General features: G+C 50.9%; 21 protein-coding genes and 1 pseudogene. 9 read left to right on the forward strand and 13 right to left on the reverse strand.

The genetic code is table 11. The annotated features are described in order from the left end of the window. Window positions 1-207: 207 nt before the first annotated feature. Window positions 208-1572 (forward strand): MFS transporter, encoded by a 1365-nt coding sequence (locus MPHASIOC01_RS21000; RefSeq protein ID WP_064599239.1) that lies wholly within the window; start codon window positions 208-210, stop codon window positions 1570-1572. Between the two features lie 49 nt (window positions 1573-1621). On the opposite strand, the gene MPHASIOC01_RS21005 is transcribed toward MPHASIOC01_RS21000, so the two are convergent. Next, entirely contained in the window at window positions 1622-2113 is a 492-nt protein-coding gene (locus tag MPHASIOC01_RS21005; protein ID WP_064599236.1) for a YajQ family cyclic di-GMP-binding protein, read from the reverse strand. A gap of 306 nt (window positions 2114-2419) precedes the next feature. On the opposite strand from MPHASIOC01_RS21005, the gene panE reads away from it, so the two are divergent. Then, window positions 2420-3334, forward strand: a complete 915-nt coding sequence (panE, locus tag MPHASIOC01_RS21010; RefSeq protein ID WP_064599234.1) for a 2-dehydropantoate 2-reductase — start codon at window positions 2420-2422, stop codon at window positions 3332-3334. Then, complete coding sequence (gene yajL, locus MPHASIOC01_RS21015; RefSeq protein WP_064599232.1) at window positions 3294-3884, forward strand: protein deglycase YajL; 591 nt, start codon at window positions 3294-3296, stop codon at window positions 3882-3884. The genes panE and yajL overlap by 41 nt, the downstream gene beginning before the upstream one ends. A gap of 86 nt (window positions 3885-3970) precedes the next feature. Here the strand turns inward: yajL and MPHASIOC01_RS21020 are convergent, their stop codons facing one another. Then, the gene (locus MPHASIOC01_RS21020; RefSeq protein WP_064599230.1) at window positions 3971-4471 is read right to left on the reverse strand and encodes a lactoylglutathione lyase family protein; all 501 of its coding nucleotides are present in this window, start codon (window positions 4469-4471) and stop codon (window positions 3971-3973) included. 92 nt (window positions 4472-4563) lie between these two features. Here MPHASIOC01_RS21020 and MPHASIOC01_RS21025 point away from each other — a divergent pair, with 92 nt between their 5' ends. After that, complete coding sequence (locus MPHASIOC01_RS21025; protein WP_353613216.1) at window positions 4564-5454, forward strand: LysR family transcriptional regulator; 891 nt, start codon at window positions 4564-4566, stop codon at window positions 5452-5454. Window positions 5455-5509: 55 nt separating this feature from the next. On the opposite strand, the gene malZ is transcribed toward MPHASIOC01_RS21025, so the two are convergent. From malZ to phoB, 5 genes are all read right to left on the reverse strand, one after another. After that, on the reverse strand, window positions 5510-7327 hold the full coding sequence (malZ, locus tag MPHASIOC01_RS21030) for a maltodextrin glucosidase (protein WP_353613217.1): 1818 nt from the start codon (window positions 7325-7327) through the stop codon (window positions 5510-5512). 163 nt (window positions 7328-7490) lie between these two features. Next, window positions 7491-8876, reverse strand: coding sequence for a proline-specific permease ProY (proY, locus tag MPHASIOC01_RS21035; RefSeq protein WP_353613218.1), 1386 nt, complete (start codon window positions 8874-8876; stop codon window positions 7491-7493). A 69-nt stretch (window positions 8877-8945) separates the two neighbouring features. Continuing rightward, window positions 8946-10265, reverse strand: a complete 1320-nt coding sequence (brnQ, locus tag MPHASIOC01_RS21040) for a branched-chain amino acid transporter carrier protein BrnQ (protein ID WP_064599215.1) — start codon at window positions 10263-10265, stop codon at window positions 8946-8948. Window positions 10266-10746: 481 nt separating this feature from the next. Then, the gene (gene phoR, locus MPHASIOC01_RS21045) at window positions 10747-12057 is read right to left on the reverse strand and encodes a phosphate regulon sensor histidine kinase PhoR (RefSeq protein ID WP_064599214.1); all 1311 of its coding nucleotides are present in this window, start codon (window positions 12055-12057) and stop codon (window positions 10747-10749) included. Between the two features lie 22 nt (window positions 12058-12079). Then, the gene (phoB, locus tag MPHASIOC01_RS21050; protein ID WP_036110201.1) at window positions 12080-12769 is read right to left on the reverse strand and encodes a phosphate response regulator transcription factor PhoB; all 690 of its coding nucleotides are present in this window, start codon (window positions 12767-12769) and stop codon (window positions 12080-12082) included. Window positions 12770-13021: 252 nt separating this feature from the next. Here phoB and sbcD point away from each other — a divergent pair, with 252 nt between their 5' ends. Both sbcD and sbcC read left to right on the forward strand, forming a co-directional pair. Then, window positions 13022-14230, forward strand: coding sequence for an exonuclease subunit SbcD (gene sbcD, locus MPHASIOC01_RS21055; protein ID WP_064599212.1), 1209 nt, complete (start codon window positions 13022-13024; stop codon window positions 14228-14230). Beyond that, window positions 14227-17385, forward strand: a complete 3159-nt coding sequence (sbcC, locus tag MPHASIOC01_RS21060) for an exonuclease subunit SbcC (RefSeq protein WP_353613219.1) — start codon at window positions 14227-14229, stop codon at window positions 17383-17385. Before sbcD ends, sbcC begins: the two co-directional genes overlap by 4 nt. A gap of 216 nt (window positions 17386-17601) precedes the next feature. Here the strand turns inward: sbcC and mak are convergent, their stop codons facing one another. Continuing rightward, complete coding sequence (gene mak, locus MPHASIOC01_RS21065) at window positions 17602-18513, reverse strand: fructokinase (RefSeq protein WP_353613220.1); 912 nt, start codon at window positions 18511-18513, stop codon at window positions 17602-17604. 126 nt (window positions 18514-18639) lie between these two features. Between mak and rdgC the strand changes: the two genes are divergently transcribed. Continuing rightward, complete coding sequence (gene rdgC / locus MPHASIOC01_RS21070) at window positions 18640-19557, forward strand: recombination-associated protein RdgC (protein WP_353613221.1); 918 nt, start codon at window positions 18640-18642, stop codon at window positions 19555-19557. 184 nt (window positions 19558-19741) lie between these two features. On the opposite strand, the gene ppnP is transcribed toward rdgC, so the two are convergent. From ppnP to aroL, 3 genes are all read right to left on the reverse strand, one after another. After that, entirely contained in the window at window positions 19742-20026 is a 285-nt protein-coding gene (gene ppnP / locus MPHASIOC01_RS21075; protein WP_353613222.1) for a pyrimidine/purine nucleoside phosphorylase, read from the reverse strand. A 71-nt stretch (window positions 20027-20097) separates the two neighbouring features. Next, window positions 20098-20781 carry an AroM family protein gene (locus MPHASIOC01_RS21080; protein WP_353614962.1) on the reverse strand — a complete coding sequence of 228 codons (684 nt, stop codon included), beginning with the start codon at window positions 20779-20781 and terminating at the stop codon, window positions 20098-20100. A 357-nt stretch (window positions 20782-21138) separates the two neighbouring features. Next, window positions 21139-21675, reverse strand: a complete 537-nt coding sequence (aroL, locus tag MPHASIOC01_RS21085; protein WP_064599202.1) for a shikimate kinase AroL — start codon at window positions 21673-21675, stop codon at window positions 21139-21141. A gap of 333 nt (window positions 21676-22008) precedes the next feature. Here aroL and MPHASIOC01_RS21090 point away from each other — a divergent pair, with 333 nt between their 5' ends. Together MPHASIOC01_RS21090 and proC are read left to right on the forward strand one after the other, a co-directional pair. Continuing rightward, entirely contained in the window at window positions 22009-22758 is a 750-nt protein-coding gene (locus MPHASIOC01_RS21090; RefSeq protein WP_353613223.1) for a DUF2076 domain-containing protein, read from the forward strand. Between the two features lie 104 nt (window positions 22759-22862). Further along, a complete protein-coding gene (gene proC / locus MPHASIOC01_RS21095; protein ID WP_353613224.1) occupies window positions 22863-23672 on the forward strand; it encodes a pyrroline-5-carboxylate reductase in 810 nt (269 codons plus the stop codon). 83 nt (window positions 23673-23755) lie between these two features. Here proC and phoA read toward each other — a convergent pair. Next, window positions 23756-24874: pseudogene (gene phoA, locus MPHASIOC01_RS21100) on the reverse strand (alkaline phosphatase); the annotation flags it as partial. Between the two features lie 25 nt (window positions 24875-24899). Next, a complete protein-coding gene (tnpC, locus tag MPHASIOC01_RS21105) occupies window positions 24900-26459 on the reverse strand; it encodes an IS66 family transposase (RefSeq protein ID WP_165564680.1) in 1560 nt (519 codons plus the stop codon). Between the last annotated feature and the right edge of the window lie 63 nt (window positions 26460-26522).

Here is a 26522-nt window from a genome sequence, read left to right on the forward strand (position 1 = left end):
TAAAAAGAAGGAAAAACCACGCTTTTTCCTTCTTTTTCTACAATCTGAAGGTGCCCCTGGCACCTTTTTTATTCATATTACTCGTATCATTTGCAGCATCAGCCACACCTTACGTGATCATCTTTGTAATATTTGCTAAACAAGCTGGCATTTACCCCACCGGACACCCCGCTCTACACTATGCCCGGCTTTTCTTCAGAGGTAACAATGAACGATAACAAAATGACACCGCTTGAATTGCGGGCAACCTGGGGGCTGGGTACAGTATTTTCCCTGCGTATGCTGGGCATGTTTATGGTATTGCCGGTTTTGACAACATGGGGTATGGCTCTGCAAGGTGCTAATGAAGCGCTGATAGGTCTTGCTATCGGTATTTATGGTCTGGCTCAGGCCGTGTTTCAAATTCCTTTTGGATTGCTTTCAGACCGCATTGGCCGTAAACCGTTAATTGTTGGTGGGTTGGCTATCTTTGTCGTCGGCAGTGTTATTGCCGCCACCACACACTCCATTTGGGGCGTCATTCTGGGCCGTGCATTACAAGGTTCAGGTGCGATTGCCGCCGCGGTAATGGCCTTACTGTCTGACCTGACACGGGAACAAAACCGCACCAAAGCCATGGCGTTTATTGGTGTCAGCTTTGGCATTACTTTCGCTATTGCCATGGTTGCCGGGCCGATTGTAACCCACCGGATAGGCCTCAATGGCCTGTTCTGGATGATTGCCCTGCTGGCAAGCCTTGGGATTCTTATTACCTTACTGGTTGTGCCTGGCAGCAAAGACCACGTACTGAACCGCGAATCAGGTATGGTGCGCGGGTGTTTTAAACAGGTGCTGGCTAATCCCAGCCTGCTAAAACTTAATGCCGGCATTATGTGCCTGCATATTTTGCTGATGTCCACGTTTGTCGCCCTGCCTGGCGAGCTGGAATCCGTTGGTTTCCCCGCTTCCCAGCACTGGAAACTCTACCTTGGAACCATGCTTATCGCTTTCATCGGCGTAGTACCCTTTATCATCTATGCCGAAGTGAAGCGTAAAATGAAGCGTGTCTTCGTGGGTTGTGTGGCAACCCTGGTGGTTGCCGAAATCGTATTATGGGGTGCGGGTGAAGGGTTCTGGGAACGGGTTATCGGGGTGCAGTTGTTTTTCCTCGCCTTTAACCTGATGGAGGCCATTCTGCCATCACTTATCAGTAAAGAGTCGCCTGCTGGTTACAAAGGCACTGCGATGGGCGTTTACTCCACCAGCCAGTTTCTGGGCGTTGCGCTGGGCGGCACGTTAGGTGGCTGGCTGGACGGGCACTTTGATTCACAAACCGTCTTTCTGGGGGGCGCGTTAGTGGCTGTATTGTGGTTATTACTCAGCACCACAATGAAAGAACCGCCTTACGTCAGTAGCCTGCGTATTGAACTACCAGACTACGCGATTGATGACGATGTACTGAAAGCGCGACTGCTGGCGAAAGAAGGTGTGAAAGACGCACTGATAGTCAGTGAAGAGCGCAGTGCCTATGTGAAGATTGACAGCAAAGTCACTAACCGGGTGGAAATTGAATCACTGGTGAAAAGCGCCTGATGCCAGGTTAATTTAAGTGGGCTGTGATACAGCACAGCCCACTGGGTTATCAGTCACGGAAGTTATTGAACTGGAATGGTTGCCCAAGATTGCCACCACGCACCAGCGCCATAACTGACTGTAAGTCATCACGAGATTTTCCAGTAACCCTTACCTGTTCACCCTGAATCTGTGCCTGGACTTTCAGCTTACTGTCTTTAATCAATTTAACGATTTTTTTTGCCAGCGCCGTGTCAATCCCCTGCTTCAGGCTGGCCTCAACACTCCAGGTTTTACCGCTGTGCTCAATAGTTTCTGGCACTTCGAGTGAGCTGCCTTCAATACCGCGTTTAAGCAGTTTGGCGCGTAAAATATCTACCAACTGGCTCACCTGAAAATCAGACTCGCTCTCAACTTTGATGGTGTTATTTTTGTCATTGAATTCAAAACTGGCTGTTACGTTACGAAAGTCAAAGCGCGTTGCCAGTTCGCGGGTGGCGTTTTCCACCGCATTGCGTACTTCCTGAACTTCCACTTCTGAAACAATATCGAATGACGGCATGATTCTTCTCCCCTTTCTTCTGTTGCCAGCATGATACCCAGTGAAACGCACAAAACAACCCACAGGCAGTACTAAGCCGCTGGACAATGCCCTTATTACCACGGACAGACGCTTTTACCAGCAAAAGCATACCAACAGGGGATGGTGAGACATAGCGATTCGCTGCAACATGAACATTTTCAGGTATATAATCATATCATGTGCTTTGAACTGTTCTTGATACAGGATAAACCTGTCAGGATCCGGTGTTCATGCGGCCATAAAGGGCGACATGATGTATGACGAGAAAACCTGCCAGGAGGGGAAATGAACATTACTGTACTGGGGTGTGGCGCGTTAGGTCAGGTTTGGCTGTCGGCTTTATTATCCCAGGGGCATCAGGTTCAGGGGTGGCTGCGTGTGCCACAAGACACTTTCGTATTCAACCTGGTTAACCTGGATGGAAGCAAAGTTCAGCACCGTGTTCAGGCAAATTCCCTCAGCCAGCTTGCTCAGTGCGATCTCCTGTTGGTAACGCTTAAAGCATGGCAAGTCTCCAACGCGGTCAAAAGCCTGGCATCGCATTTGCGACCAACCTGCCCTATTCTGCTTATTCATAATGGCATGGGTACGCAGGAAGAGCTAAGACAGTTACAAAACCCTTTATTAATGGGTGTCACCACGCATGCTGCCCGTCGGGAAGGCAACCAGGTGATTCATGTCGCCAGCGGCACCACACATATTGGCCCCGGCAATAAACAAGGGGAAGCCTGGAGTGAAATGGCCGATGTCCTGCAGGCAGTTTTACCAGATGTCGCATGGCATGACACTATTCGGGCAGCCTGCTGGCGGAAACTTACCGTCAATTGCGTAATCAACCCACTGACTGCGTTGTATGACTGCCCTAATGGCGGTTTGAAAGCCTTCCCTGAGCATATCAATGCTATTTGCAGCGAAGTGGCTCTGGTTATGGAGCGCGAAGGGTTGCATATTTCGCAGGAAAACCTGGTAAGTTATGTAAACCAGGTTATCGACAATACTGCCGAAAATATCTCCTCCATGCTGCAGGATGTCCGTATTCAGCGCCATACAGAGATTGATTATATCACCGGCTACCTGCTGCAACGCGGGCGAGCTCACGGCCTTTCTCTGCCGCAAAACAGCCAACTTTATGAACAAATCAAACGTAAGGAGAACGATTATGAGCGCCTCGGCACTGATATGCCTGGCTCCTGGAACTGAAGAAACCGAAGCTGTCACTACTATTGACCTGCTGGTGCGTGGTGGCGTTGCGGTCACTACCGCGAGTGTCGCTACGGATGGTGATTTAGTTATTACCTGTTCCCGGGGTGTAAAATTACTGGCCGATGCGCCGCTGGTTACGGTAGCAGACAATCCCTATGATGTTATTGTCCTGCCGGGAGGTCTTGCTGGGGCAGAATGTTTCCGCGACAGCCCGTTATTAGTGGAAACAGTACGCCAGTTTCACCTGTCCGGGCGCATTGTTGCGGCTATCTGCGCTGCCGCAGGCACAGTACTGGTTCCTCATGAGATTTTCCCCATCGCAAACATGACGGGTTTTCCCGGTCTGAAAGACCGGATCCCTGAAGAACAATGGCAGGAAAAGCGCGTGGTATGGGATCCGCGCGTAAATTTACTCACCAGCCAGGGGCCGGGCACTGCAATAGATTTTGCCCTGAAGATTATTGATTTATTACAAGGGCCGGAAAAAGCCCGTGAAGTTGCCAGCCAGCTGGTTCTGGCCGCCGGGATTTATAACTACCAGAATTGATGGCATCAGGCACCTGAGAACTGGTATTTAACAGCCAGTTTGTCAGGTACCTGTTGCATTTTCCCCTTAAGTCATAGTCCTGTTACTTACTGGTAAGCCCCGGCTGAATAGGTCAGCTCATAGCTGTGGCTATATATTTCAATAATATTGCCGAAGGGATCTTCCATATACACCATACGGTATGGTTTCTCACCCGGGTAATACTCACGCACAGGCATGCGCTGTTTACCACCAGCAGCAACGATTTTAGCGGCCAGCCCTTCCACATCCGGGTCCTGCACGCAGAAATGGAATACACCCGTTTTCCAGTATTCAAAGTTATTTTCCGGCTTTTCTGCAGCGTTAAATTCAAAGATTTCAACACCAACCCGGTCACCGGTAGAGAGATGAGCGATACGGAAAGAGGACCAGCCGGCACCAAAGACATCGCTGCACATTACGCCAATAGCGCTGTCATCTTCCGTGATTGTGGTGGGTTGCATAATCAGGTACCACCCCATCACTTCGGTGTAAAACTTCACGGCGGCGTCCAGGTCGGTCACCGACAACCCGATATGCGAAAAGGCGCGTGGATAAGTTTGGTTCATATCAATTCTCCTCAATTTGTATTCCACAAGCCTACGCTCTCAAAACTATAATAAGAACCACCAACAACTAATGGTTTCTATAAGAGTTCGTAATGGTTAATCCACAATGGTTACGTTCATTTGCTGCACTGGCAAAACGGGGAAACTTCACCCGGGCGGCTGACAGCCTGTTACTGACACAGTCGGCTGTCAGCCAACACGTTAAACAACTGGAGGCCGAGTATGGCCAACTGATCATTCGTCACTCCCGGCATGTTGAATTAACGCCAGCAGGCCATGTACTGTTGCGCTTTTACGACGAAATATGTGGTGCTGAAAAACGCCTGAACGCGAGCCTTGCCGCCCGGGATGATGACCAGGGGGAAATCAGTGTGATAAGCCCTGGCAGTATTGGATTATCGCTGTATCCGTTGTTACTTGACTTACAACAGCAATGCCCGGCTCTGACAGTTCGTTACCGTTTTGCACCGGATAAAGAAGTGCTGGATGCGGTACTGAATAACCATTTCGAACTGGGTATTGTGCCGTTAAAACCCGACCATCCCAGCCTGAATGCCGAGTTCTTCGCTAACGAATATCTGGAGTTGATTGCCCCGGCAGGAGCCAGTGTGCACACCTGGCCTGACCTTGAAAACCTCGGTTTTATTAACCACCCGGATGGGAATGTAATGGCAACCCGTTTACTCAGCCGCTGGTTTCCGGCTAACCCGGGTGTGTCCAGCCTGCCAGAAAACGGGTTTATTAACCAAATAGGCCTGATACTTGAACCTGTCGCCCGGGGCATGGGCTTTACTGTATTACCACGTTTTGCCCGTATGGCATTTGCGCGCCAGGAGGCAATTCAGGCGTTGGAACTGGGCCCGGAAGTGGTTAACCCACTGTGGTTAATCTACCGGGCCGAATGGCCACTCTCGCGCCGGGCACAGCGAGCCTTGAGCGTATTACGTACCAGTTGTGAAACACCACGGGCAACGCCTGCATAAAACGCCACGCTGTTTGGGTTCCGCACACCTGAAGCAACAAGCCGGCCTGACTGATTTATTTACCCTGCCAGACAGTGGCTGATACTCCCGGTAAAGCCAGTGCCATGCCATCAATAACGCCACTTCCTTCAAGGCAATGCCAGCTTTTCTCTGCCAGCAAGGCAGAGAAAGGCAGCGTACAAGTGGTTTTCTCCCCACGATTCAGGGCAACCAGCACTCGCTCCTTTTGCCACACACGGACAAACACCAGCACGTCACCGGCCGCAAAAACCACCTGGCAGCCACCATGGCGCAGAGCCTTACTTTTTCGGCGTATCGTTGCAATACGCCGGTACAGACTTAACAGCGCCAGGTCCTGCTGTGCTTTATCCCACGGGAAGGGTTTACGGCACATAGGGTCGTTGCCGCCATCGAGCCCCACTTCATCGCCATAATAAATACAGGGAACGCCAGGCCAGCAAAACAACCAGATAACGGCCAGTGGCAGGTGGGCAACATCTTTCCCCAGCAGTGTTTTAAACCGCGCTGTGTCGTGGCTGTCGAGTTGGTTAAACATGCGTAACTGCTGTTGGTGAGATAACCCGGCCCGGTAATCCTCCAGCCAGGCTGCACAGGTTTCAGCGTCAATATGATTAGGGTCGTACGAAATATCCGTGTTAGCCAGAAACCCCCAAACCGGGAAGCTGAACCCACGGTAATTCATCGCGCTGTGTTCAGCATCGTTATGCAACCACTGACGGGCATCGCCAAAGTGCTCACCAAACACAAATGCCTCAGGGTTTACCTCGCAGGAAGCCTGAGTGATACCAGCAATATGTTGCTGGTTATTTTTAGCTCCTCCCGCATCACCCAACATTTGTACGACATCCAGCCGCCAGCCATCCATATTCCAGGGTGGCTGTAGCCAGTGGCGCACCACGCTGTTCTCACCCCGGTAGATTTCATCCACTACACCAGCACACCCATAATCAAGCTTGGGCAGGCTGCTGTAACCCAGCCAGTTCAGCGCCTGACCTGATTCATCAAAATGATACCACTCACGCCAGGGGGAATCCGCATGGTGGCAGGCCCCCTGCGAATGTTGCTGGTAACGGTCAAACCAGGGGTGAGTATCTCCGGTGTGGTTAAAGACACCATCCAGAATCAGGCGCATTCCCTTGTTCCTGGTTTGTTGCCGTAAACGCAATAAGGCATCATTGCCACCGAACGCCATATCCACCTCGCGGTAATTCTGGGTATCGTATTTATGCACGCTGGGGGCCGTGAACACCGGGTTAAGATACAGGGCTGTTACTCCAAGCTTCTGCAAGTAAGGCAGTTTTTCAGTGATGCCATCCAAATCTCCGCCATAAAATGTCGAGCCTCCCGCTTCGTGTGTCAGAGGTTCATGCCAGGCCTTATGCCGGGTTTCAGTCCCGGCTGAATGGTGCCAGTAAGAGTGGTCTGCCTCGGGCTTACGCTGGTGACTACGGGCAAAACGGTCGGGGAATATTTGGTAAAACACCTGGTCTGCGACCCAGCCGGGCCCTGTATCAGGGTAATCAACCGCGAAAGTTTCCAGCCGCGGCGGCGGGAATGCACCCATTCCCCGTGGCGAAAACCATTGCTGGCGGTCGGCCCATAACAGTTTAAAGCTGTAGCGGCGGCGTGGTTGCCCCTGAGCAAGGCTGATTCGCCCGCGCCAGGCTACCACGCCCCAGGCAGGAGCCGTACTCTGCCGCTTCATCGGCATCATCAGCTCTTCGTTATCTTCTTCATAACGGATAACAACACGCTGCGGTAAATCATTACCAGCGAGCCACAAAGTCACGACCAAATGGTTATCATGAATCGTGACAAACGGCGTAACTGGCAGGTGCCAGGCTGTTAACATAATCGCTCTCCCCTCTCTGGAATTGCGCCACCTTGCCATAATCGTTACACAGGAAACTCACCATTAGCGACTTTATTCGGGGAGGATAACGGGGGAGGAGAAAACGGAAAGAGAAACAGACTCACCCCGGGGAGAAACCAGACGCCTCCCCAGAGCAAAAAAGCTAGTCGTTATCTGATACAAGCACAGCTTTGCGGTTATCCGCACGGCATTTAAGCACCCAGCCAGCCAGCAGCAAAACAATCCAGACGATACCGACATAAAGCGAAATGCGGGTTTCAGGATGGTAACCAATCAAACCAATAATAAAGACCAGGAACACCAGCCCAACCACTGTAGTGATTACACCACCCGGTACTTTAAACTTCAGCGCGGCAACTTCACTGGCGGGTAAACGGCGGCGGAAAGCTATTTGAGACAGCAAAATCATAATCCACACCCACACAGTGGCGAACGTGGCAAGGGAAGCAATCACCAGAAACACATTTTCCGGCATGATGTAGTTGAGGTACACCGCAACCAGCAATGCCCCGGTCATCACAATAACCGTTACCCAGGGAATGCCTTTACGCGATGTTTTCGCGAAGATTTTAGGCGCACTGCCCTGCTCCGCCATCCCGTGCAGCATGCGCCCCACGCCAAAAACATCGCTATTGATGGCAGACAGTGACGCAGTCAGCACCACAAAGTTCAGGATGCTGGCCGCAAAGGTAATCCCCATATGCTGGAATGTCAGAACAAACGGGCTGCCATCTGTACCCACTAAATTCCACGGGTAGATGGACATAATGACAAACAGCGTCCCCACATAGAACACCAGAATACGCAGCGGGACTGAGTTAATAGCACGCGGAATAGATTTCTCAGGGTCTTTGGCTTCACCTGCTGTAATACCGATGATTTCAATCCCGCCATAAGCAAACATCACCATTTGCAACGACATAATCATCCCCAGCCAGCCATTACTGAAGAACCCGCCATGACTCCACAGGTTGTGTACTCCGGTTGGTTCTCCGCCATTGCCGATGCCCCACAGGATAATCCCGACTCCGGCAACAATCATGATGATAATCGTGGCAACTTTAAAGAATGAGAACCAGAACTCCAGTTCCCCAAACACTTTGACACTCATCAGGTTGATGGCGCAAATAATCAGCACCACACTCAACACCCAGATCCAGTGCGGAACAGCCGGGAACCAGACGCCCATATAAATACCGAATGCGGTTACATCCGCAATGGCGACAATCAGTATTTCAAAACAGTAGGTCCAGCCAGTAATATACCCTGCTAAAGGACCGAGATTTTCCTGGGCATAACGCGAAAACGAACTTGCAGAAGGGTTGTGTACCGACATTTCCCCCAAAGCACGCATTATGATATAAGCGGCGACACCGCCAATAATGTATGCCAGCAATACACTGGGGCCTGCCATTTTTATCGCATCCGCGGAGCCGTAAAACAGGCCGGTACCAATTGCCGAGCCCAGCGCCATAAAGCGGATGTGACGCGTACTCAGACCACGTTTGAGTTTGTTCGCGTTTTCCATGTTTCTCTTACCATCTGACAAAATAAAAAACCACGGAGCAGAACCCCGTGGTTAAACAAATAATTCTGTTTAGTGAGCTGTGGATGCCACTTCACCACCAGCGACTTTATCCCAGACAACAGAGATAAGCAGCATCACAAGCGTTGGCATCAACCAGGCCAGCCCTTCTTCCGCCAGTGGCAAATGGGTTGACCATGCAGGCAGAATAGCGCTGAAAGGTGAAGCCTTCACACCATCAATTAACCCAAAGAGCAGGCTGATTAACATGCCTGGCGCAATAATACGCGTCGGGTTACTCCACCATGGGCGGGTGAAACTCAATACGACCAGCACAATACAAGGCGGGTAGATAGCCGTGAGCACTGGTACTGAAATTTTAATCAGGTGAGTCAGCCCCAGGTTGGAAACCACCATGGAGAACAGACCAAGGATAAACACCAGAGTGCGGTATGAAACTGGCAAATACTGGGCAAAGAATTCAGCACAGGCACAGGTCAACCCTACAGCCGTTACCATGCAGGCAACAAAAATGAGTATTGCCAGTAACAAACTGCCATAGATACCAAATGTATGTTGCACATAAGCATGGAGAATGGCCGCACCATTAGCAGACTGGGGCACCAGGGAGCTGCTGTCAGAGCCCAGGCGGAACAGGCACAGGTACAACAGCGTCAAACCCACACCAGCGATCAGACCAGCCCAAATCGTATAACGGGTTAACAGGCGTGATTCAGTCACACCGCGGGAACGCGCGGCATTCACAATGACAATACCGAACACCAGAGCGCCCAGGGTATCCATCGTCAGGTAGCCATTGACGAAGCCATTAGAAAACGCTGCATTCTGATATGCCTCTGTTGCGTCACTCAAACCACCTGCAGGCCAGAAAATCGCAGCGCCACCCAAAATAATTAATGCGCCAATTTTTACGGGAGCCAGAAAATGGCCTACGGTATCAAGCAACTTCCCTGGGTAGAGGGAAATCCCAATCACCAGCGCAAAATAAATCAGGCTGTAAATCAGTAAAGGGGTGGGACCATCGCCTGCCAGCGGAGCGATCCCTACTTCAAATGACACGGTTGCTGTGCGGGGGGTGGCAAAAAATGGCCCAACAGCCAGATAACAGATGGTTGCCAGCACCAGGCCTGCATGGCGGCCAATGGGGGAGCTGAGGTTATCAATACCGCCACCGACTTTTGCCAGCGAGATAACAGTGAGAACTGGCAAACCTACTGCCGTAATAAGAAAACCAGCGGCGGCAACCCAAACATGTGGGCCTGCCTGTAAACCGACCATGGGAGGGAAAATAATGTTCCCTGCGCCAACAAACAACGCAAAGGTCATAAAACCTAAAGCGATGATGTCACGGGATGTTAATTGACGGGTCATATCGTACTTGTAGCCTGTGGATGTGGTTATGTTGTTTGCAGAAACGAAAAACCTGAATGACAGAAAACACACTACGCTGAATGCCCCGAAAACCAGTAACGGGTATGACTATGCTGAATAGCGGCCACAGACAGAATATGTGGATGGCCAACAACACAGCACGCACAGCGGGATATGCTCATGATTAACCATAATTAAGAATAGTTTTCCGGTTAATAACGCAATCCTGGTGCATTCATGCACAAACAGGGGCGCAATTAAAACGCTTATAGCGTTTAAAGGCAAGAAGCGATCCGAAAACAAGCGGCTTATTCCGCAATCAAACCAATAAGCAGACATTATCGCTATTTTATCGTCATAAGAACCGCTTATAGTTCGAACAAAAAGTCGCCATCACGATGCATTTGTTTCATTCATTCTGCGAGACAAAAGAAAACAGGCCATAAGTATGGCCTGCAGGAAAGTTATGTTTACAGTTAAATCAGGCCTGGGCTGCCAGCACCTTGTCACTCACCAGCAAACGCTCTGGTAATTCAAAAGAAAAACAGCTTCCTTTGCCTGGTACACTCTCAATGCTCAGACGGGCATCATGATGGGTAAGCGCATGTTTGACTATTGCCAGGCCAAGACCACTGCCTCCGGTCTGGCGAGAGCGTGCTTTATCTACCCGGTAAAAACGCTCTGTCAGGCGTGGCAGGTGCTCAGGAGAGATCCCCGGCCCATTATCCTGCACAGAGAAACGCGCGCCATGAGCCACTTTTTCCCATTTAACCTGAATATGTGTCCCTTCCGGAGTATGGTTCACTGCGTTATAGACCAGGTTAGACATAGCGCTACGAAGCTGCTCTTCACTGCCATAAACCTGTAACGCCGGGTCAACCATAAAACTTATCTGGTGACGCCCCTGGCTCAAGGTTTGCGCTTCACGCTCCACCAGACGCAACATCAGAGGAACATCAATTTTATCAGTAAGACTCAGCGCTGGCGCCGCTTCAATACGAGATAACGTCAGCAACTGGCGTACCAGACCTTCCATGCGGGAGGTTTGTTCACGCATCGTAATCAATGCTTTTTCCCGCACCACGCCTTCCAGTGGCTGGTCCTGCATCATCTCGAGATAGCCCTGCAGCACTGTCAGTGGTGTACGCAATTCGTGGCTGACATTGGCAAAAAAGTTACGCCGTGCACCCTCAAGTTGATGCATCTGAGTCACATCACGCACCACCATCAGCCACTGGCCGTCGGTATAAGGCATGATACGAAATTCAAGATGGCGGCCATTGTTCAACACCTGATTGAAAGGACGCGCAAAATCGCGTTTTTTGATGTACTGGTTAAATTCCGGGTAGCGCAGCAAATTAACAATATTTTGCCCGTTATCATCCGGCCAGCGTAAGTTAAGCAACTGAATAGCTAGGCCATTACACCAAAATATGGCACCTACTTCTGTCATCATTACCAGTGCATCTGGTAATGACTCCGCCCCACTACGAAACCGCTTGATCAGGTTACCCAGCTCTTTGCGCCGCTTTTTATTGCGCATCTGCATCTGGTGAATACCATACATCAGCGGCTCCCAACTCCCGGAGCCTGTTGGTGGCGTCATACTGCGATCAACCCATAGCCACCAGGAAAGACGTAACAGATTCCAAAAATGCCAGACAAGCAGGCCTGTCACACTCGCCAGTAAAAACCAGGGGAGATAACCAAAGAACGCCCCCAGCAATAAAGCAGGTATGCAACACAGCGCCAGTTCAAGTACCAGCCTTCGCCATGACAACCGTTCAAGCACGGGTCATACTCCATCCAGATAATTAAAAACGGGCTGAAAAGCGATAACCCGTACCGCGAACGGTTTGAACCATACGGTCATGCCCACTGAGTTCCAGTGCCTTACGTAAACGGCGAATGTGAACATCTACCGTTCTGTCCTCAACGTAAACATTCGTTCCCCATACATGATTAAGGAGTTGTTCACGGCTGTAAACCCGTTCCGGGTGTGTCATGAAAAAATGCAGCAACTTAAATTCTGTCGGCCCCATATCCAGTGGGTTCTCACCAGTCATTACCCGGTGAGAAGACGGATCCAGGCTGAGCCCCTGAATCTCAATCACTTCTTCTACTGCCATAGGAGAGATACGGCGCATCACCGCTTTAATACGCGCGACCAGTTCTTTGGGTGAAAACGGCTTGGTAATATAATCATCTGCCCCAATTTCCAACCCTCTGACCCGGTCCTCTTCTTCACCGCGGGCCGTCAGCATGACTACCGGTATATCCCGCGTCATCGCTTCACGTTTCAGGTGCTTGATAAACTGAATCCCGGAGCCGCCCGGCAACATCCAGTCGAGTAAAATTAAATCCGGCCAGGGTTCGTTGAGCTGGTTTACCGCACTGTCATAATCTTCCGCCTCAACAGCCTGAAAACCATTTTGTTCGAGCACAAAACACACCATTTCACGAATGGGTGCTTCATCTTCCACAACCAGAATTCGTCTCGCCATAATCAGCCCTGTAAATATATACAATAATTTAACGCGGCGTCATTATGCGTCAGTTTTATGACAGTTTTATGAAAAAAATGACCATTACATGACCTGTCATATCATTTTATGACAAAGCGTTTCCTTCTGCTGCAATACAAGTCGCAACGCATATTCTCACTGGAATCCGCTACGCAGCTTACGACAACACACCTGCAACTTAATGCGTCACATGTATATAATCACCACTTCGCTTTCTGACCGGGACAGGTTATGCGCATTCTTCACACCTCTGACTGGCATCTGGGACAAAATTTCTATACCAAAAGCCGTGCTCCGGAACATGCAGCCTTTCTAAACTGGCTAACCGAAATGGTTGAACAGCACCAGGTTGACGCCGTCATTGTAGCAGGCGATATTTTCGATACAGGCTCACCGCCCAGTTACGCGCGCGAATTGTATTACCGCTTTGTTGTTCAACTCCAGGCAACCGGCTGCACACTTGTCGTGCTGGGCGGCAACCATGACTCCGTCGCCACACTGAACGAATCGCGTGAATTGTTGGGCTACCTCAATACCTGGGTTATTGCCAGTACATCAGATACCGAAGCCCCCATTTTATTACCGCTTCGCAACGGGGAACCCGGCGCGGTACTCTGCCCGGTTCCTTTTTTGCGCCCACGCGATATCCAGATAAGCCAGTCCGGGCAAAGTGGTCAGCAAAAACAACAGGCGCTGGTCGGGGCCATTCACCACTATTACCAGCAAGGTTACCAGGCAGCCTGCGAATTACGCGGTGAGCGCAAACTCCCTATTATTGCCACCGGCCACCTGACAACCGTTGGAGCCAGTAAAAGTGATGCTGTGCGCGAAATCTATATCGGTACTCTTGATGCCTTCCCTGCCAGTGCATTTCCGCCAGCTGATTATATTGCGCTGGGGCATATTCACCGCCCCCAAAAAGTCACCAGTAGTGAGCATATCCGCTACTGCGGGTCGCCCATTGCACTCAGTTTTGACGAAACCAACAACACCAAAATGGTTCTGATGGTGGATTTCACTGAAGGTAAACTGAGCACCGTAACGCCACTCCCGGTGCCGGTAACCCAACCATTGTTAATGCTTAAAGGCTCACTGGAAAGCATTAAACAGCAACTGGAAGCATGGCGGGATGCCCCTTCCACGCCAGTCACCTGGCTTGATATTGAACTCACTACAGACCAGTATCTCCACGACATGCAAAAACAGCTACAGGCACTGACCGCTGATTTACCAGTAGAAATTGTGTTATTGCGCCGCAGCCGCGAACAACGGGAAAAAATCATCGCTAACCAACAAAAAGAAACCCTGAGCGAACTCAGTACCAGCGAAGTTTTTGAGCGCCGTCTGGCACAAGAAAACCTGGATGAAAACCAGGCTTCCCGCCTGCGTGGGTTGTTTGCAGAAACCCTGCACCGCCTGGAAGAGGAACCTGGCTCATGAGAATTCTGACGCTACGGTTGAAAAACCTCAATTCACTCAAAGGTGAATGGAAAATCGACTTTACTCAGTCGCCGTTCAACAGCAATGGTTTATTTGCCATTACCGGGCCAACCGGTGCAGGCAAAACCACATTACTGGATGCCATTTGCCTGGCGTTATATCACCAGACACCACGTCTCAGCACCATTTCCCAGTCCAGTAACGACCTGATGACCAGGGATACCGCAGAATGCCTTGCTGAAGTGGAGTTCGAAGTCAAAGGCGTTGCCTGGCGAGCCTTCTGGAGCCAGAACCGGGCACGCAACCAGCCCGATGGAAAACTCCAGGCGCCAAGAGTGGAACTGGCCCGTTGTGCAGATGGCAAAATTGTTGCCGACAAAGTGAAAGACAAGCTGGAAACCATTGCCCGCCTGACCGGGCTGGACTATGACCGGTTCACTCGCTCAATGTTGCTCTCCCAGGGGCAATTTGCCGCTTTTCTTAATGCCGATGCAAAAGCACGGGCAGAATTGCTGGAAGAGCTCACCGGCACCGAGATTTATGGGCAAATCTCCGCACTGATTTTCGACACATGGAAACAACACAAACAGCAACTGGAACAGTTACAGGCTAAAGCCAGCGGCGTGCAATGCCTTACGGACGGTGAACGGGCAGAGCTGGAAAACCAGGTTTCCTCTCTGGTACAGCAGGAGCAGCAGTTGCTTACGCAACAACGCCAGGTGCAGTCTGCAGTTCAGTGGTTGCAACAATTAACGCAGCAACAGCAGCAAATCAGCCAGCTTGAGCAAAAACTGGCCCAGGCGAAGCGTGATTTTGAGGCTGCTGAACCAGACCGCGCACGCCTGGCACTCGCGCTGCCCGCCGAAAAATTACGCCCTGTCTGGCAGACATGTACAGACCAGATGGCACGGGTTCACCACCTGGAACAGCAACTGGTTGCGTTATCACAACGCCTGAGCACTGCGGGCCTGGTGCGCCAGCAGGTATGGCTTTCAGCCCGTAATAAATCCACTTATATACAAAAGCAACGCCAGGCCATTACTGACTGGCTGAGCGAACACAAAGCCGTGGGTGAATGGCAGCACGAACTGGCAGGCTGGCGCAGCAGCTTTGCCCGCTATCGGGATGACAGCAAACAACTTACAGCCTTGCAGCAAACCCTGACGGCACAGCAAGAAAAACTGGCAACACAGGCACACCCGGCACTCTCATTAACCGCTGACGAAACCGTTGCGCGCCTGGCAGAACACCAGCAACACCAGGCAAAACGCGAACAACTCCGGCGCCTGGCGTTTGAGTTTGCCCCACTTCAGCAACAGTACCAACAGTTACAACAGCAACGCAATGAACAGCAGCAACGTTATCAACAGGCAGGAGAACAACTTGCCGAACGGCGCAAAACCTGGGCCGAAGTTAACCAGCAGTACCAGGATGTAGCCAGGATCTGTGAGCTGGAAAGCGCCATTGTTAACCTGAATGCCGAGCGGGAACGCCTGCAGGCTGGCCAACCCTGCCCATTATGTGGAGCAACAGAGCACCCGGCAGTTGCCCATTACCAGGCACTGAAACCAGACGAAAACCAGCGGCGCAAAACTGAACTGGAAGAGCGTAAGCGCCTTCTGGCAGAAGAAGGTGCAACGTTAAAAGGCCAGCATGATGCACTGGCTGCACAAACAGAACAATTAACCCGCCAGCAGGCCAGCGTTGAACAGGCACTGGAACACCATCAACAGCAATGGGCCGAATTATGCCATGCGCTGAACCTGTCGGCGGCACCAGGTGACGATATCACGCAGTGGCTGAGCGACAATGACGCTTACCAGGCTCAACTCCAGGCACACCAGGTATGGCTGGGGCAACAAGCGCTGGTAGATCAGACCCGGGCGCAAGTCACCGAATTATCACAATCGTGCGAACAACAACGCCTCATACTGCAAACAACACTGGCAACATGGCAATTGCCCTGGCCGCAACCCGGTGAAGTTGAAGCCTGGCTGGCTGCTCGTGAAAAACACCGTGAACAATTCCTCCGGCAACAAACCTTGCTGGCACAATTGAATACAGACGACGAAGCCATCAGGCTAATCCTCCGGACACTGGAAGACGATGGCAGTGATACACCGCTACCCGACGAAGAGACTCAGCAACAGCGGATTCAGGACTGGTCACGCCATAACAGCGAATGGGTGGCGTTACACAGCCAGTCTGAAGCGCTGACCCAACAGTTGCAGCAAGAAAAAGAGCAACTGGCACAGCACCAGCTCGCACTGGATAACGCCCTGCAGGCCAGCCAGTTTGCATCCACAGAAGCCATGACGGCGGCATTGCTCGATGACACCACTCGCCAGCAACTGGCAGACCGTCTGGCCGCCCTGGCTCAACAGGTACAACAGCAAACAGCACTGGCAGAACAGGCTAAACAACAGCTTGCCACGCATATTGCGGCACGGCCAGAGCACCTTAGCGAGCAGAACACCCAGAGTGAGCTGGAATCACAACTGGCGCTGGTTAACACTCAGTGGCGTGAGAATACCTCCGGCCAGGGGGCATTGCGCCAGCAACTGGTGCACGATACCCGCCAAAGAGAACAACAACAAAGTCTGCTTCACTCCCTTGAACAACAGCAGCAATTAGTCACCGACTGGGGCGCGTTGAATGAAATGATCGGCTCAAAAGAAGGTGATAAGTTCCGCAAGTTTGCACAGGGGCTGACACTGGATAACCTTGTGTGGCTGGCTAACCAGCAACTGCACCGGTTACATGGGCGTTATCTGTTACAACGTAAAGACAACGAAGCACTGGAATTGCAAGTGGTGGACACCTGGCAGGCCGATGCAGTGCGTGATACCCGAACATTGTCAGGTGGGGAAAGCTTCCTGGTCAGCCTGGCGCTGGCGCTGGCGTTGTCTGACCTGGTTAGCCATAAAACACGTATTGACTCATTATTCCTTGATGAAGGCTTTGGCACCCTGGATGCAGAAACACTGGATACCGCCCTTGATGCACTGGATACTCTCAATGCCAGCGGAAAAATCATTGGTGTTATCAGCCATGTAGCCGCCATGAAAGAGCGTATTCCGGTGCAAATCAAAGTCCGTAAAGTGAACGGGCTGGGGTACAGCCGGCTGGATAAGCATTTCGCAGTGGACAGCTAATGCACAAAAGTAAGTGATGGCTCACTTTTGTGTGGGGCGTGAGTACTGGCAATATGCAGCCATACTCACGCCTGAGATGCCCCTTTAGCAAATACCCCTGGTTATGCCAGAAACGACGCTAAAAGCTATGTTAAAAGCTATATCAAAAGCCACGCCAAAAGTTATGTCAGTAATGGCTCACTTTCGCACTGACACTGGCTGACCCTGGGTTTGGGCTTATTTCTCCTGCGGCCATAACCAGGCAGCGCCACGGACACCACTGGAATCACCGTGTTTTGCCTTGAGAACCGGAGTGGTGCATTCGCCCCCAAATACCCAGTTATTCATCAACCCCGGCACGGTTTGGTACCAGCGGTCAACATTGCTCATCCCACCACCGAGCACAATCACATCCGGATCAAGCAGGTTCACTACATGAGCCAGAGATTTAGCCAGCCTCTGTTCATAGCGGCATAAGGCCTGCTCTGCCAGAGTATCACCACCTGCTGCCCTGGCGACAATATCACTACCACGAAGTGAGTGGCCACTCAGCCGCTGGTAATCGGTCGCGAAGCCTGTCCCGGAGATAAAGGTCTCAATGCAGCCACGCTGCCCGCAATAGCAAGCAACGTCATTCCGGTAGCGTAGCTCATCGTCATCCATCCACGGCAGTGGATTGTGCCCCCACTCACCGGCAGTCCCGTTACCTCCCGCATGGCAGCGCCCGGCGATGGCAATTCCGGCACCACATCCGGTACCAATAATCACTGCGAATACCACCCCTGCCCCCGCTGCCGCGCCATCAACAGCTTCAGAAACCGCAAGGCAGTTGGCATCATTTGCCAGGCGAACCGGTTGCCCTAATTTTGCGGTGAGATCCTGGTCCAGAGGCTGCCCATTCAGCCAAACAGAATTGGCGTTTTTGACCAGGTGCGTTTGTGGTGACAAGGTTCCCGGAATACCAATGCCGACAGTACCCTGTTGCCCGGTATGAGCCTGAGCCTGGTTCACTAACTCAACAATGACATTCAATGTTTCCTGGTAATCACCGTGTGGGGTTGCCACCCGGTGGCGAAACAGTTGCTCCCCCGCGTCACTCAAGGCTATTACTTCCGTTTTTGTTCCACCCAGATCAATACCAATTCTCACCTGTCGCTCCTTATTTTCTGGCCCAGTGAACAGAGCCTATGTTGCGTATCAGGAAAAGGCAATGAAAGGCTCGCGCCAATTGGGTATCATGCCCGCTGCCTTTTTACTAACAGCCGGGGAACAAACATGCTGTGGTTCAAAAATTTAATGGTCTACCGCTTAAACCGTGACGTATCACTGCGTGCGGAAGAAATGGAACAAAAACTGGCTGATATGGCATTTCGCCCATGCGGTAGCCAGGATATGGCAAAAACAGGCTGGGTTGCACCAATGGGAGCCAAAGGTGGCGATGCATTAACGCACGCTGTGGCAGGGCAAATTATGATTTGTGCCCGCAAAGAAGAAAAGATTATCCCTTCACCAGTTATCAGGCAGTCACTGGAAGCAAAAATTAATAAACTCGAAGCCGACCAGGGGCGCAAGCTACGCAAAACAGAAAAAGACTCACTCAAAGATGAAGTGCTGCAAGACTTACTGCCCAGGGCATTCAGCCGTTTCAGCCAGACCATGATGTGGATTGACACTGTCAATGGCCTGATCATGGTAGACAGCGCCAGTGCCAAAAAAGCAGAAGACACACTGGCATTGCTGCGCAAAAGCCTCGGTTCATTACCCGTTGTGCCGCTCAGCATGGCAACCCCTATTGAACTGAGCCTCACCGAATGGTTGAAAAGCGGTGATGTGCCTCAGGGGTTCCAGTTACAGGATGAAGCTGAGCTCAAAGCCATTCTGGAAGGTGGTGGTGTGGTACGCTGCAAAAAACAGGATCTGATGACTGACGAAATCACCGTGCATATTGATGCCGGTAAAGTAGTCACCAAACTGGCTCTGGACTGGCAACAGCGCGTGCAATTTGTGATTGCGGACGACGGCTCGCTGAAACGCTTAAAATTCGCCGACGAATTACGTGAGCAGAATGACGATATCGACCGTGAGGATGTCGCGCAACGCTTTGATGCTGATTTCACGTTGATGACTGGCGAACTGTCTGCCCTGATTGCTCAACTGACTGAAGCGCTCGGTGGGGAAGCAACTAACCAGTAAGCCAGCAAGGCTTGTGCCGGTAAGCAAACAGAAAAGCCCGTGAGAGTGCGGGCTCAGGTGAATCGCCAATCTGCCTGTTCGCCTTAGCATACAATAACAAAACCCCACTTTTTTAGTGGGGTTCGCACCAAGTTAAAGCACCATAAAATGGGCTTTCCCTACCTTTCATTTCATTGCTAACCGCTTATAAGTAGCGGCACAAATACGCGGTTGCTTCAGCCACTTTCAGGTGAAATTCGCTGTTAGCAGGTACATTAAACTGGGCACCCGGTCCAAAAGTATTCCATTCACTTTCACCTGGCAGTTGTACCGTTAACGCCCCGGAAACAACGGTCATTTCTTCCGCCTGCCCGGTACCAAAAGTGTATTCTCCGGGTTCCATCACCCCAACACTGGCCCGCCCGGCGCTTTGGCTAACAAAACCAATGGATTTAACATTACCGTCAAAATATTCATTCGACTGAAGCATTTACTGAACCCTTATGAACTGAAAAAAACACTATAAACAGCAAATTGCAGGCCGTCACCCAAATTCACAAGTCAGTTCATGATTTCACTGGCAAGCCTCGCCACCAGTGTGTTAGACAATAATACTGGTATATCAAGCGCCTTTTGCAATAAATCTCTGTGCTTTATTTGATAGCAAGGACTATCCAGCACTAAAACATCTGCACCCTGGTCCATCATTTTACGCCCGGTAGCCACTAAAGCGTCATCATCCTGGGTTAATGGGTTTGCCAGACCATACACTGGCGACATATATAACCGCCCCCATTTTGCTTCCTGGCCTGCCTGAAACTCTGGTTGAGGCAGGATGACACCAACCTGATGCCCACCCACAATGGAGGCAACCAGTGGAGGGATCAGGCGTTCAGGCTCGAGCAACATCGCATTTGTGGTGTGCAGGCCATTAAAACGCACATGGCTTAACAACAAAATTACTTCAAAACCCTGGTTATCCAGAATCTTAAGAATAGTGTGTAATGCCTGTTCAATTTTGTATCGCGATAAACGAACACGTTTAAAATCAGCCAGCAACGCCAAAATAGTCGGTTCATTGGCGTCTTCGTCAGCACCATATTGTGCCAAAACTTCGGCACATGTTTTGTTACCCAAAAGCGTAAGGTAAGTAATTTGTTGCTCAGAAATATGCTCAGACAGTAAAGGCAACATCTCACCGACTGGCATGGTGTCGATACACAGTATCGCCATCGTCGACTGCAACACATTTTTACCATGATCTATAACGGCTTGATTTAACATGGTCTTTAACCACTGCATTGGAAAAATTGATCATAAAATGATCATTAATTCTGGCAGCAATTGGCAAAAAATCCTGCGGATATATTTACCAATCGTAACCAAACGTAAACCACGGCATCTAAACATGAACAGATACTGATAAACCAGCAAATAAAAACCATGGTCACACACCGTTGCGCAGGGAGATGCTGACTGATACAGGCACAATGCCAACCGCAAAGAATACAGGTTTCTTATCCACCGTATTCTTTGTGTTAACATCTCCACCACACATAGTTAGTATAGCGGTAATCCATGTAAGCCGGGGAATTAAAGGAATTAGCTGGCCGCTTTGCTGGCACCGGAAGCCGGAATACGTTGCAGAATATCGGCAACGATTTCAGAAGGGCTCTGAGAAGCATCAATAAAGTGATGAGCAGATTGCTGGTAGAGTGCTTCACGCGCTGCCAGTACTTCAGAAATTTCATCGGTAATTGTTTTACCAGTCAGAGTAGGGCGCTGGCCCTCATCGGGAAACGCTTCAAGACGATTAGTCAGCGTATCCACAGAGGCGCGCAAATAAAGAACCAGCCCTTGCTCACGCATAAACTCACGGTTTTCGTCGCGCAGTACAATCCCTCCCCCTGTCGCAACCACTGCACCTGGCTGGGTTGCCGACTTCAGAGCCTGGCTTTCCCGCAGACGGAAACCATCCCAGCCTTCCTGCTCCACGATTTCTGCCACAGACATTCCGCTCGTTGAGAGTAACCAGTGATCGGTATCAATAAACTGCAGCCCCAGCGCCTGGGCCAGCGCCTGACCAATAGTGGTTTTTCCGCTTCCCCTGGGGCCAACAAGAAAAATGGGTTGCGTCATGGATTTACATTCCTCTTTTTTCACAACGAACGATAACAGGTATCAGTGGCCTGCCACTTTACCATTAATCAGGCCCTGTACACATGTAAATCTTTCATTACATTTAGATTTCTAAAACAAGAAACTCCTTATTACACAAGGATTCTCTAATAAAATTCACTGTAAACAATTCATGTCAGAAGCGGGCAATAACCATACTGGAAATACCCGGTGAAACACAAGAGCAATGGCCTGCAAACGGTAACAATATTATGAAAAGCTTTACGCTGTAGCCCCTTTATACTGCACGTAAATGATGCACACTGAATACTTCACCTGCAGGAGATACACATTATGCAACCCGAAGAAAAGAACCTGATAGACGGGCTGTTTCAGCGCCTTGAAACAGCTGAACACAGCGGCTCACCTCGTGATGAGCAGGCCATGCAATTAATCCAGCAACACCTCACAAAACAACCCGAAGCGCCTTATTATATGGCGCAGACGCTGTTAATTCAGGATGCCGCTATTCGCAAACTGCACAGCCAAATTCAGCAGTTACAAGACCAGGTCAGCCAGTTGCAAACCGCAGCTTCACAGCCTAAAAGCGGCGGTTTCCTTTCAGGGTTGTTTGGTGGTGGGCATACCGCCACACCTCAGCCACAGGCGGGTTACTCCGCAGCACAACCCCCCGTTGGATATCCCCCACAGCAGAGCACTTATACGCCATATAATGGGCGTAGTGGCGGTGGTTTCTTGTCGGGCGCCCTGCAAACCGCTGCGGGTGTTGCCGGCGGTATGGTACTGGGGAATATGCTTACTGGCCTGTTCCATTCATCTCGCCCGGAGGAAATCGTGAATATCATTAACGAACCTGCTTCCGGCCTGAATGGCTTTATGCCCGGCATTCAGGGTAACGCCACGGCATTTCAGCCCGATGGCAACCAGGAATTTACCGATACCGCAGACCAATTTTATGGCGACCCGGGGCTGGGAGATGATAATTCATTTACCGGCAATGATAATTCCTTTCTGGATAACAACACTGATTTTGGCAGTGGTTTCGGCGACGGGTTTAACAGCGATGACGACAACTGGATTTAACCCCTGCCCGCATCCTGGTGCCTGGCTGCGGTTTCATACTCAGTGAAACCGGGGTAATCTATGCTTGTTAACATCAAAGAAACATCAACTTACGGGAGCGACGCGTGGACAGAAAAATAGGCTTTATTGGTTGTGGAAATATGGGGAAAGCGATTCTCGGCGGGTTAATTAACAGCGGCAAAGTCGCTGCCAGCCAAATCTGGGTCTATACCCCATCCGCCGATAAAGTCACCGCACTGCATCAACAATGGGGAATTAACGCCGCAGAAAGTGCAGAAGAGGTTGCTGTACAGGCCGATATAATTTTCGCAGCCGTTAAACCCAACATCATTCTTCAGGTGCTCAGCAACATAAACAGCAGCCTGAATAAAGATGCAGTGCTGGTTTCTGTCGCAGCCGGTGTCACTTTAGACCAACTGGCGACTGCAGTAGGCCATGACCGCAAAATCATTCGGGCCATGCCGAACACTCCCTCGCTGGTGAATATGGGCATGACGTCGGTAACTTCTAACGCACTTATCACAGAAGAAGATCTGCAGGACGTTCTGGAGATATTCCGCAGTTTTGGCGAAGCAGAAGTTGTCAGCGAAGCCATGATTCACCCGGTTGTGGGTGTCAGTGGCTCATCTCCGGCTTATGTGTTCATGTTTATTGAAGCCATGGCCGATGCCGCCGTGCTGGGTGGCATGCCGCGCGCCCAGGCATACCGTTTTGCAGCTCAGGCTGTAATGGGGTCAGCCAAAATGGTTCTGGAAACCGGGCAACACCCGGGAGCATTGAAAGATATGGTGTGTTCGCCAGGTGGAACTACCATTGAAGCGGTAAAAGTGCTTGAAGAAAAAGGGTTCCGTTCCGCAGTTATTGAAGCTATGCAGCAGTGTATGGAAAAATCCAAAGCACTCAGTAAAAGCTGAACTTAGAGGCGATTGCCGGGTATTCAATACTGGCGCGCAAACACAAATGCGCGCCATTTATTTGCTTGTTGCCCAGGGCGTGGTTACTCAAGGCCTAATGCGTTTTTCATCGTCCAGAATAAATCGGTCTGGTCTGTCAGGCCCACAACGTTAGCAGCATGAGGGCCGTAAGCCGCCACCCGCAACTGTGTACCCGTATGCGCCTGGGAATCCTCTTCCGAATTACCGTAGCTCATCACCATAATGGCGCCATCTTTGGTATTCAGTGCCTGAGTCAGGCCCGGAGCTCTGGTCTTTGGCGGAATAATCTGGCTGGCGTGCGCATGGTCTGCGGTTACAATCACCAGGGTATTGCCGTCCTCACGCGCAAACGCCAGTGCTTTTTGTACGGCTTCATCCAGGTCCACAGTTTCACCAATTTGCCCACATGGGTTCGCCGCGTGATCCTGCTTATCAATCGATGCCCCTTCTACCTGCAAGAAGAACCCTTTTTTATTCTGGCTGAGCAGGTTAATAGCTTTCTCTGTCATTTGGGCAAGTGTTGGCACTGACGCGGTGCGCGCCGGGTTCACTTCACAGGTGACAGGTGGTTTTTCCAGGTTGCCATAGTGCGAGGCTTTTGGGCCATTCCAGCGTACAGGCATATTGCCCTCAGAGAATAACCCCAACAGCGGCTTACTCTGATTCGCAGACTGAACAGCCTCAAGTGCGTTAGCATCCGTTACCACCTGGTAGCCTCGTTTTTCGGCCTGTTCAAGCAAAGACATCCCGGCCCAGTCGCCAGCAACGGCGTTTTCTGCGAAGGTTTTGGCACCACCGCCTAAAGTTACATCGGCACGGGCATTCAATAATTGTTCACTGATAGACCCCGCCCCACCGTTTTGCAGGGCATTCGCCGCGCATTTTTCCAGTGTTGCTGTTGGGCCATAGCACTTACGAGATGTTACATGAGCAACCAGCGCCGCTGGTGTGGCATCCTGAATTTCGGCTGTGGAAACATTACCGGTGGCCAGCCCGGCGGCTTTTGCCAGCTCCAGAATAGTGGGGTGAGGCTTGCTATTCACATCCACACCCAGCGCACCGTTGTAGGTTTTCACCCCGGTACTCCACGCAGTAGCCGATGCCGCTGAATCTGTAACATAGTCAGGTTTATGGGTTTGTTTATCGAGTGAGTAGTGGGTGTACTGTAAGCGTAACGCCAACCACACCTTGCGGTGTGGCTGGTGATCAGTAAGGCAGGAGTTGCTGTAGTTTCTCTTGGGTGTTGGCTTTGGGTAGCTCGGTTAATAAGCGGCATAGGTAATCATACGGCTCCAGTCCGTTGATTTTTGAGGTCTCGACCAGGCTGTACAGTGCCGCACTGGCTTGTGCTCCCGTCTTGGTATTGGCGAACAACCACGCCTTGCGACCAATCACGAACGGTTTGATGGCACGCTCCGCACGATTGTTGTCGATATTCAGACAGCCATCATCCAGATAGCGGACAAGCTTGGGCCACTGATTCAGGCTATAAGTAATAGCCGCTCCCAGTAAACTTTCTTTCGTGACACTCTCGCTTGATTTATCCAACCAGCTTTTGAATTGCGCGAGCAACGGCCTGGCTAGCGTTTGCCTGGCTTCATATTTCTTATCAGGCGGCGCAGTTTTTAATTTACTCTCCAGCGCATAGAGTTTCTGGATATGGTTAAGAGCCACATCGGCCTTACCGGTTTTGCCTTTACCCTGCGCTTTTTGGGCTTCGACGAACTTACGTCTGGCATGTGCCCAGCAGCCGACTAAGGTTGCGTGGGTTTTCTCATATCCGGCATAACCGTCGACCTGCAGATAACCGTTAAACCCCGCCAGGAAGTCGGTGGGATGTTTACTGCTGCGACTATCCTGATAATCAAACAGCACGAGCTTGGGGCCGGTACTTTTTTCTAAGCCACAGCCATATACCCACATATAACAGGTGCTTTTCTCAACATCCAGCACATTAACCGTGGTTTCATCTGCCCACAGCACGGGCTGTTTCAGAAGCTCAGCTTTCATTAACGCCAGTAACGGTTTCAGTTTCTCTGCACAGCTTATCAGCCAGCGGCTCATCGTTTGACGGCTAAGCTCAATACCGGCCTGATTAAACAACTGCTCTTGTCGGTACAACGGTAAGCCATAGTGCATTTTGCTGCTGATGATTTGGGCAAGCAGACTCGGTGTGGTCATGCTCTTAGGGATAACCGCCGGTGGCACATCGGCAATTTTAATGTCGACCTTGGTGTCCGTGGTTTCACACTGCCGGCAGCTGTATTTCAGCCGCACGTTTCTGAGCACCCGGATTTGTGCCGGTACGAACTCGATTTGCTCACTAACTTCTTCACCCATTTGATGTAGCGCATGGCCACAGCAAGCACAGGTTTTATCGTCAATGTCATGGATAACATCAACGCGCGGCAGCTCAGGGGCAATCCGTGGGCGGCGTGGCTTAGCAGCTTTCTTAGCGCTCTCGGTCGTCTGAGTATCTGGCTCTGTCGCTACTGACTCGTCTTCAATAAGCTGTTCGGCCTCATTTAACACCTCGCCTTCACCTTCATAGGTTTCACTGCTGGGGCTAAATTTCTGGTACTTCTTCAGGTTGTAACGCTCCAGCAACTGCTGCAACTTGTCCGACAGTTGCTGGTTAACCCGCTCTAATTTGGCGATGCGTTTATCTTTTTGCGCCAGTTTGCGCTCAAGCTTTTGCGTCTGCTCAAGCAGCATTTTCTTGAGCAGTGCAACGTCATCAGGTAAGGATTGAGGTGTCTTTTTCATGGCCGCTATTGTAACGGCCAATTTAGCTAAGTGCTTGGTAAGATTTAGATTGTTTTGGATGCG

Source organism: Mangrovibacter phragmitis (assembly GCF_040429585.1).
In the GTDB taxonomy this organism is placed as follows: domain Bacteria; phylum Pseudomonadota; class Gammaproteobacteria; order Enterobacterales; family Enterobacteriaceae; genus Mangrovibacter; species Mangrovibacter phragmitis.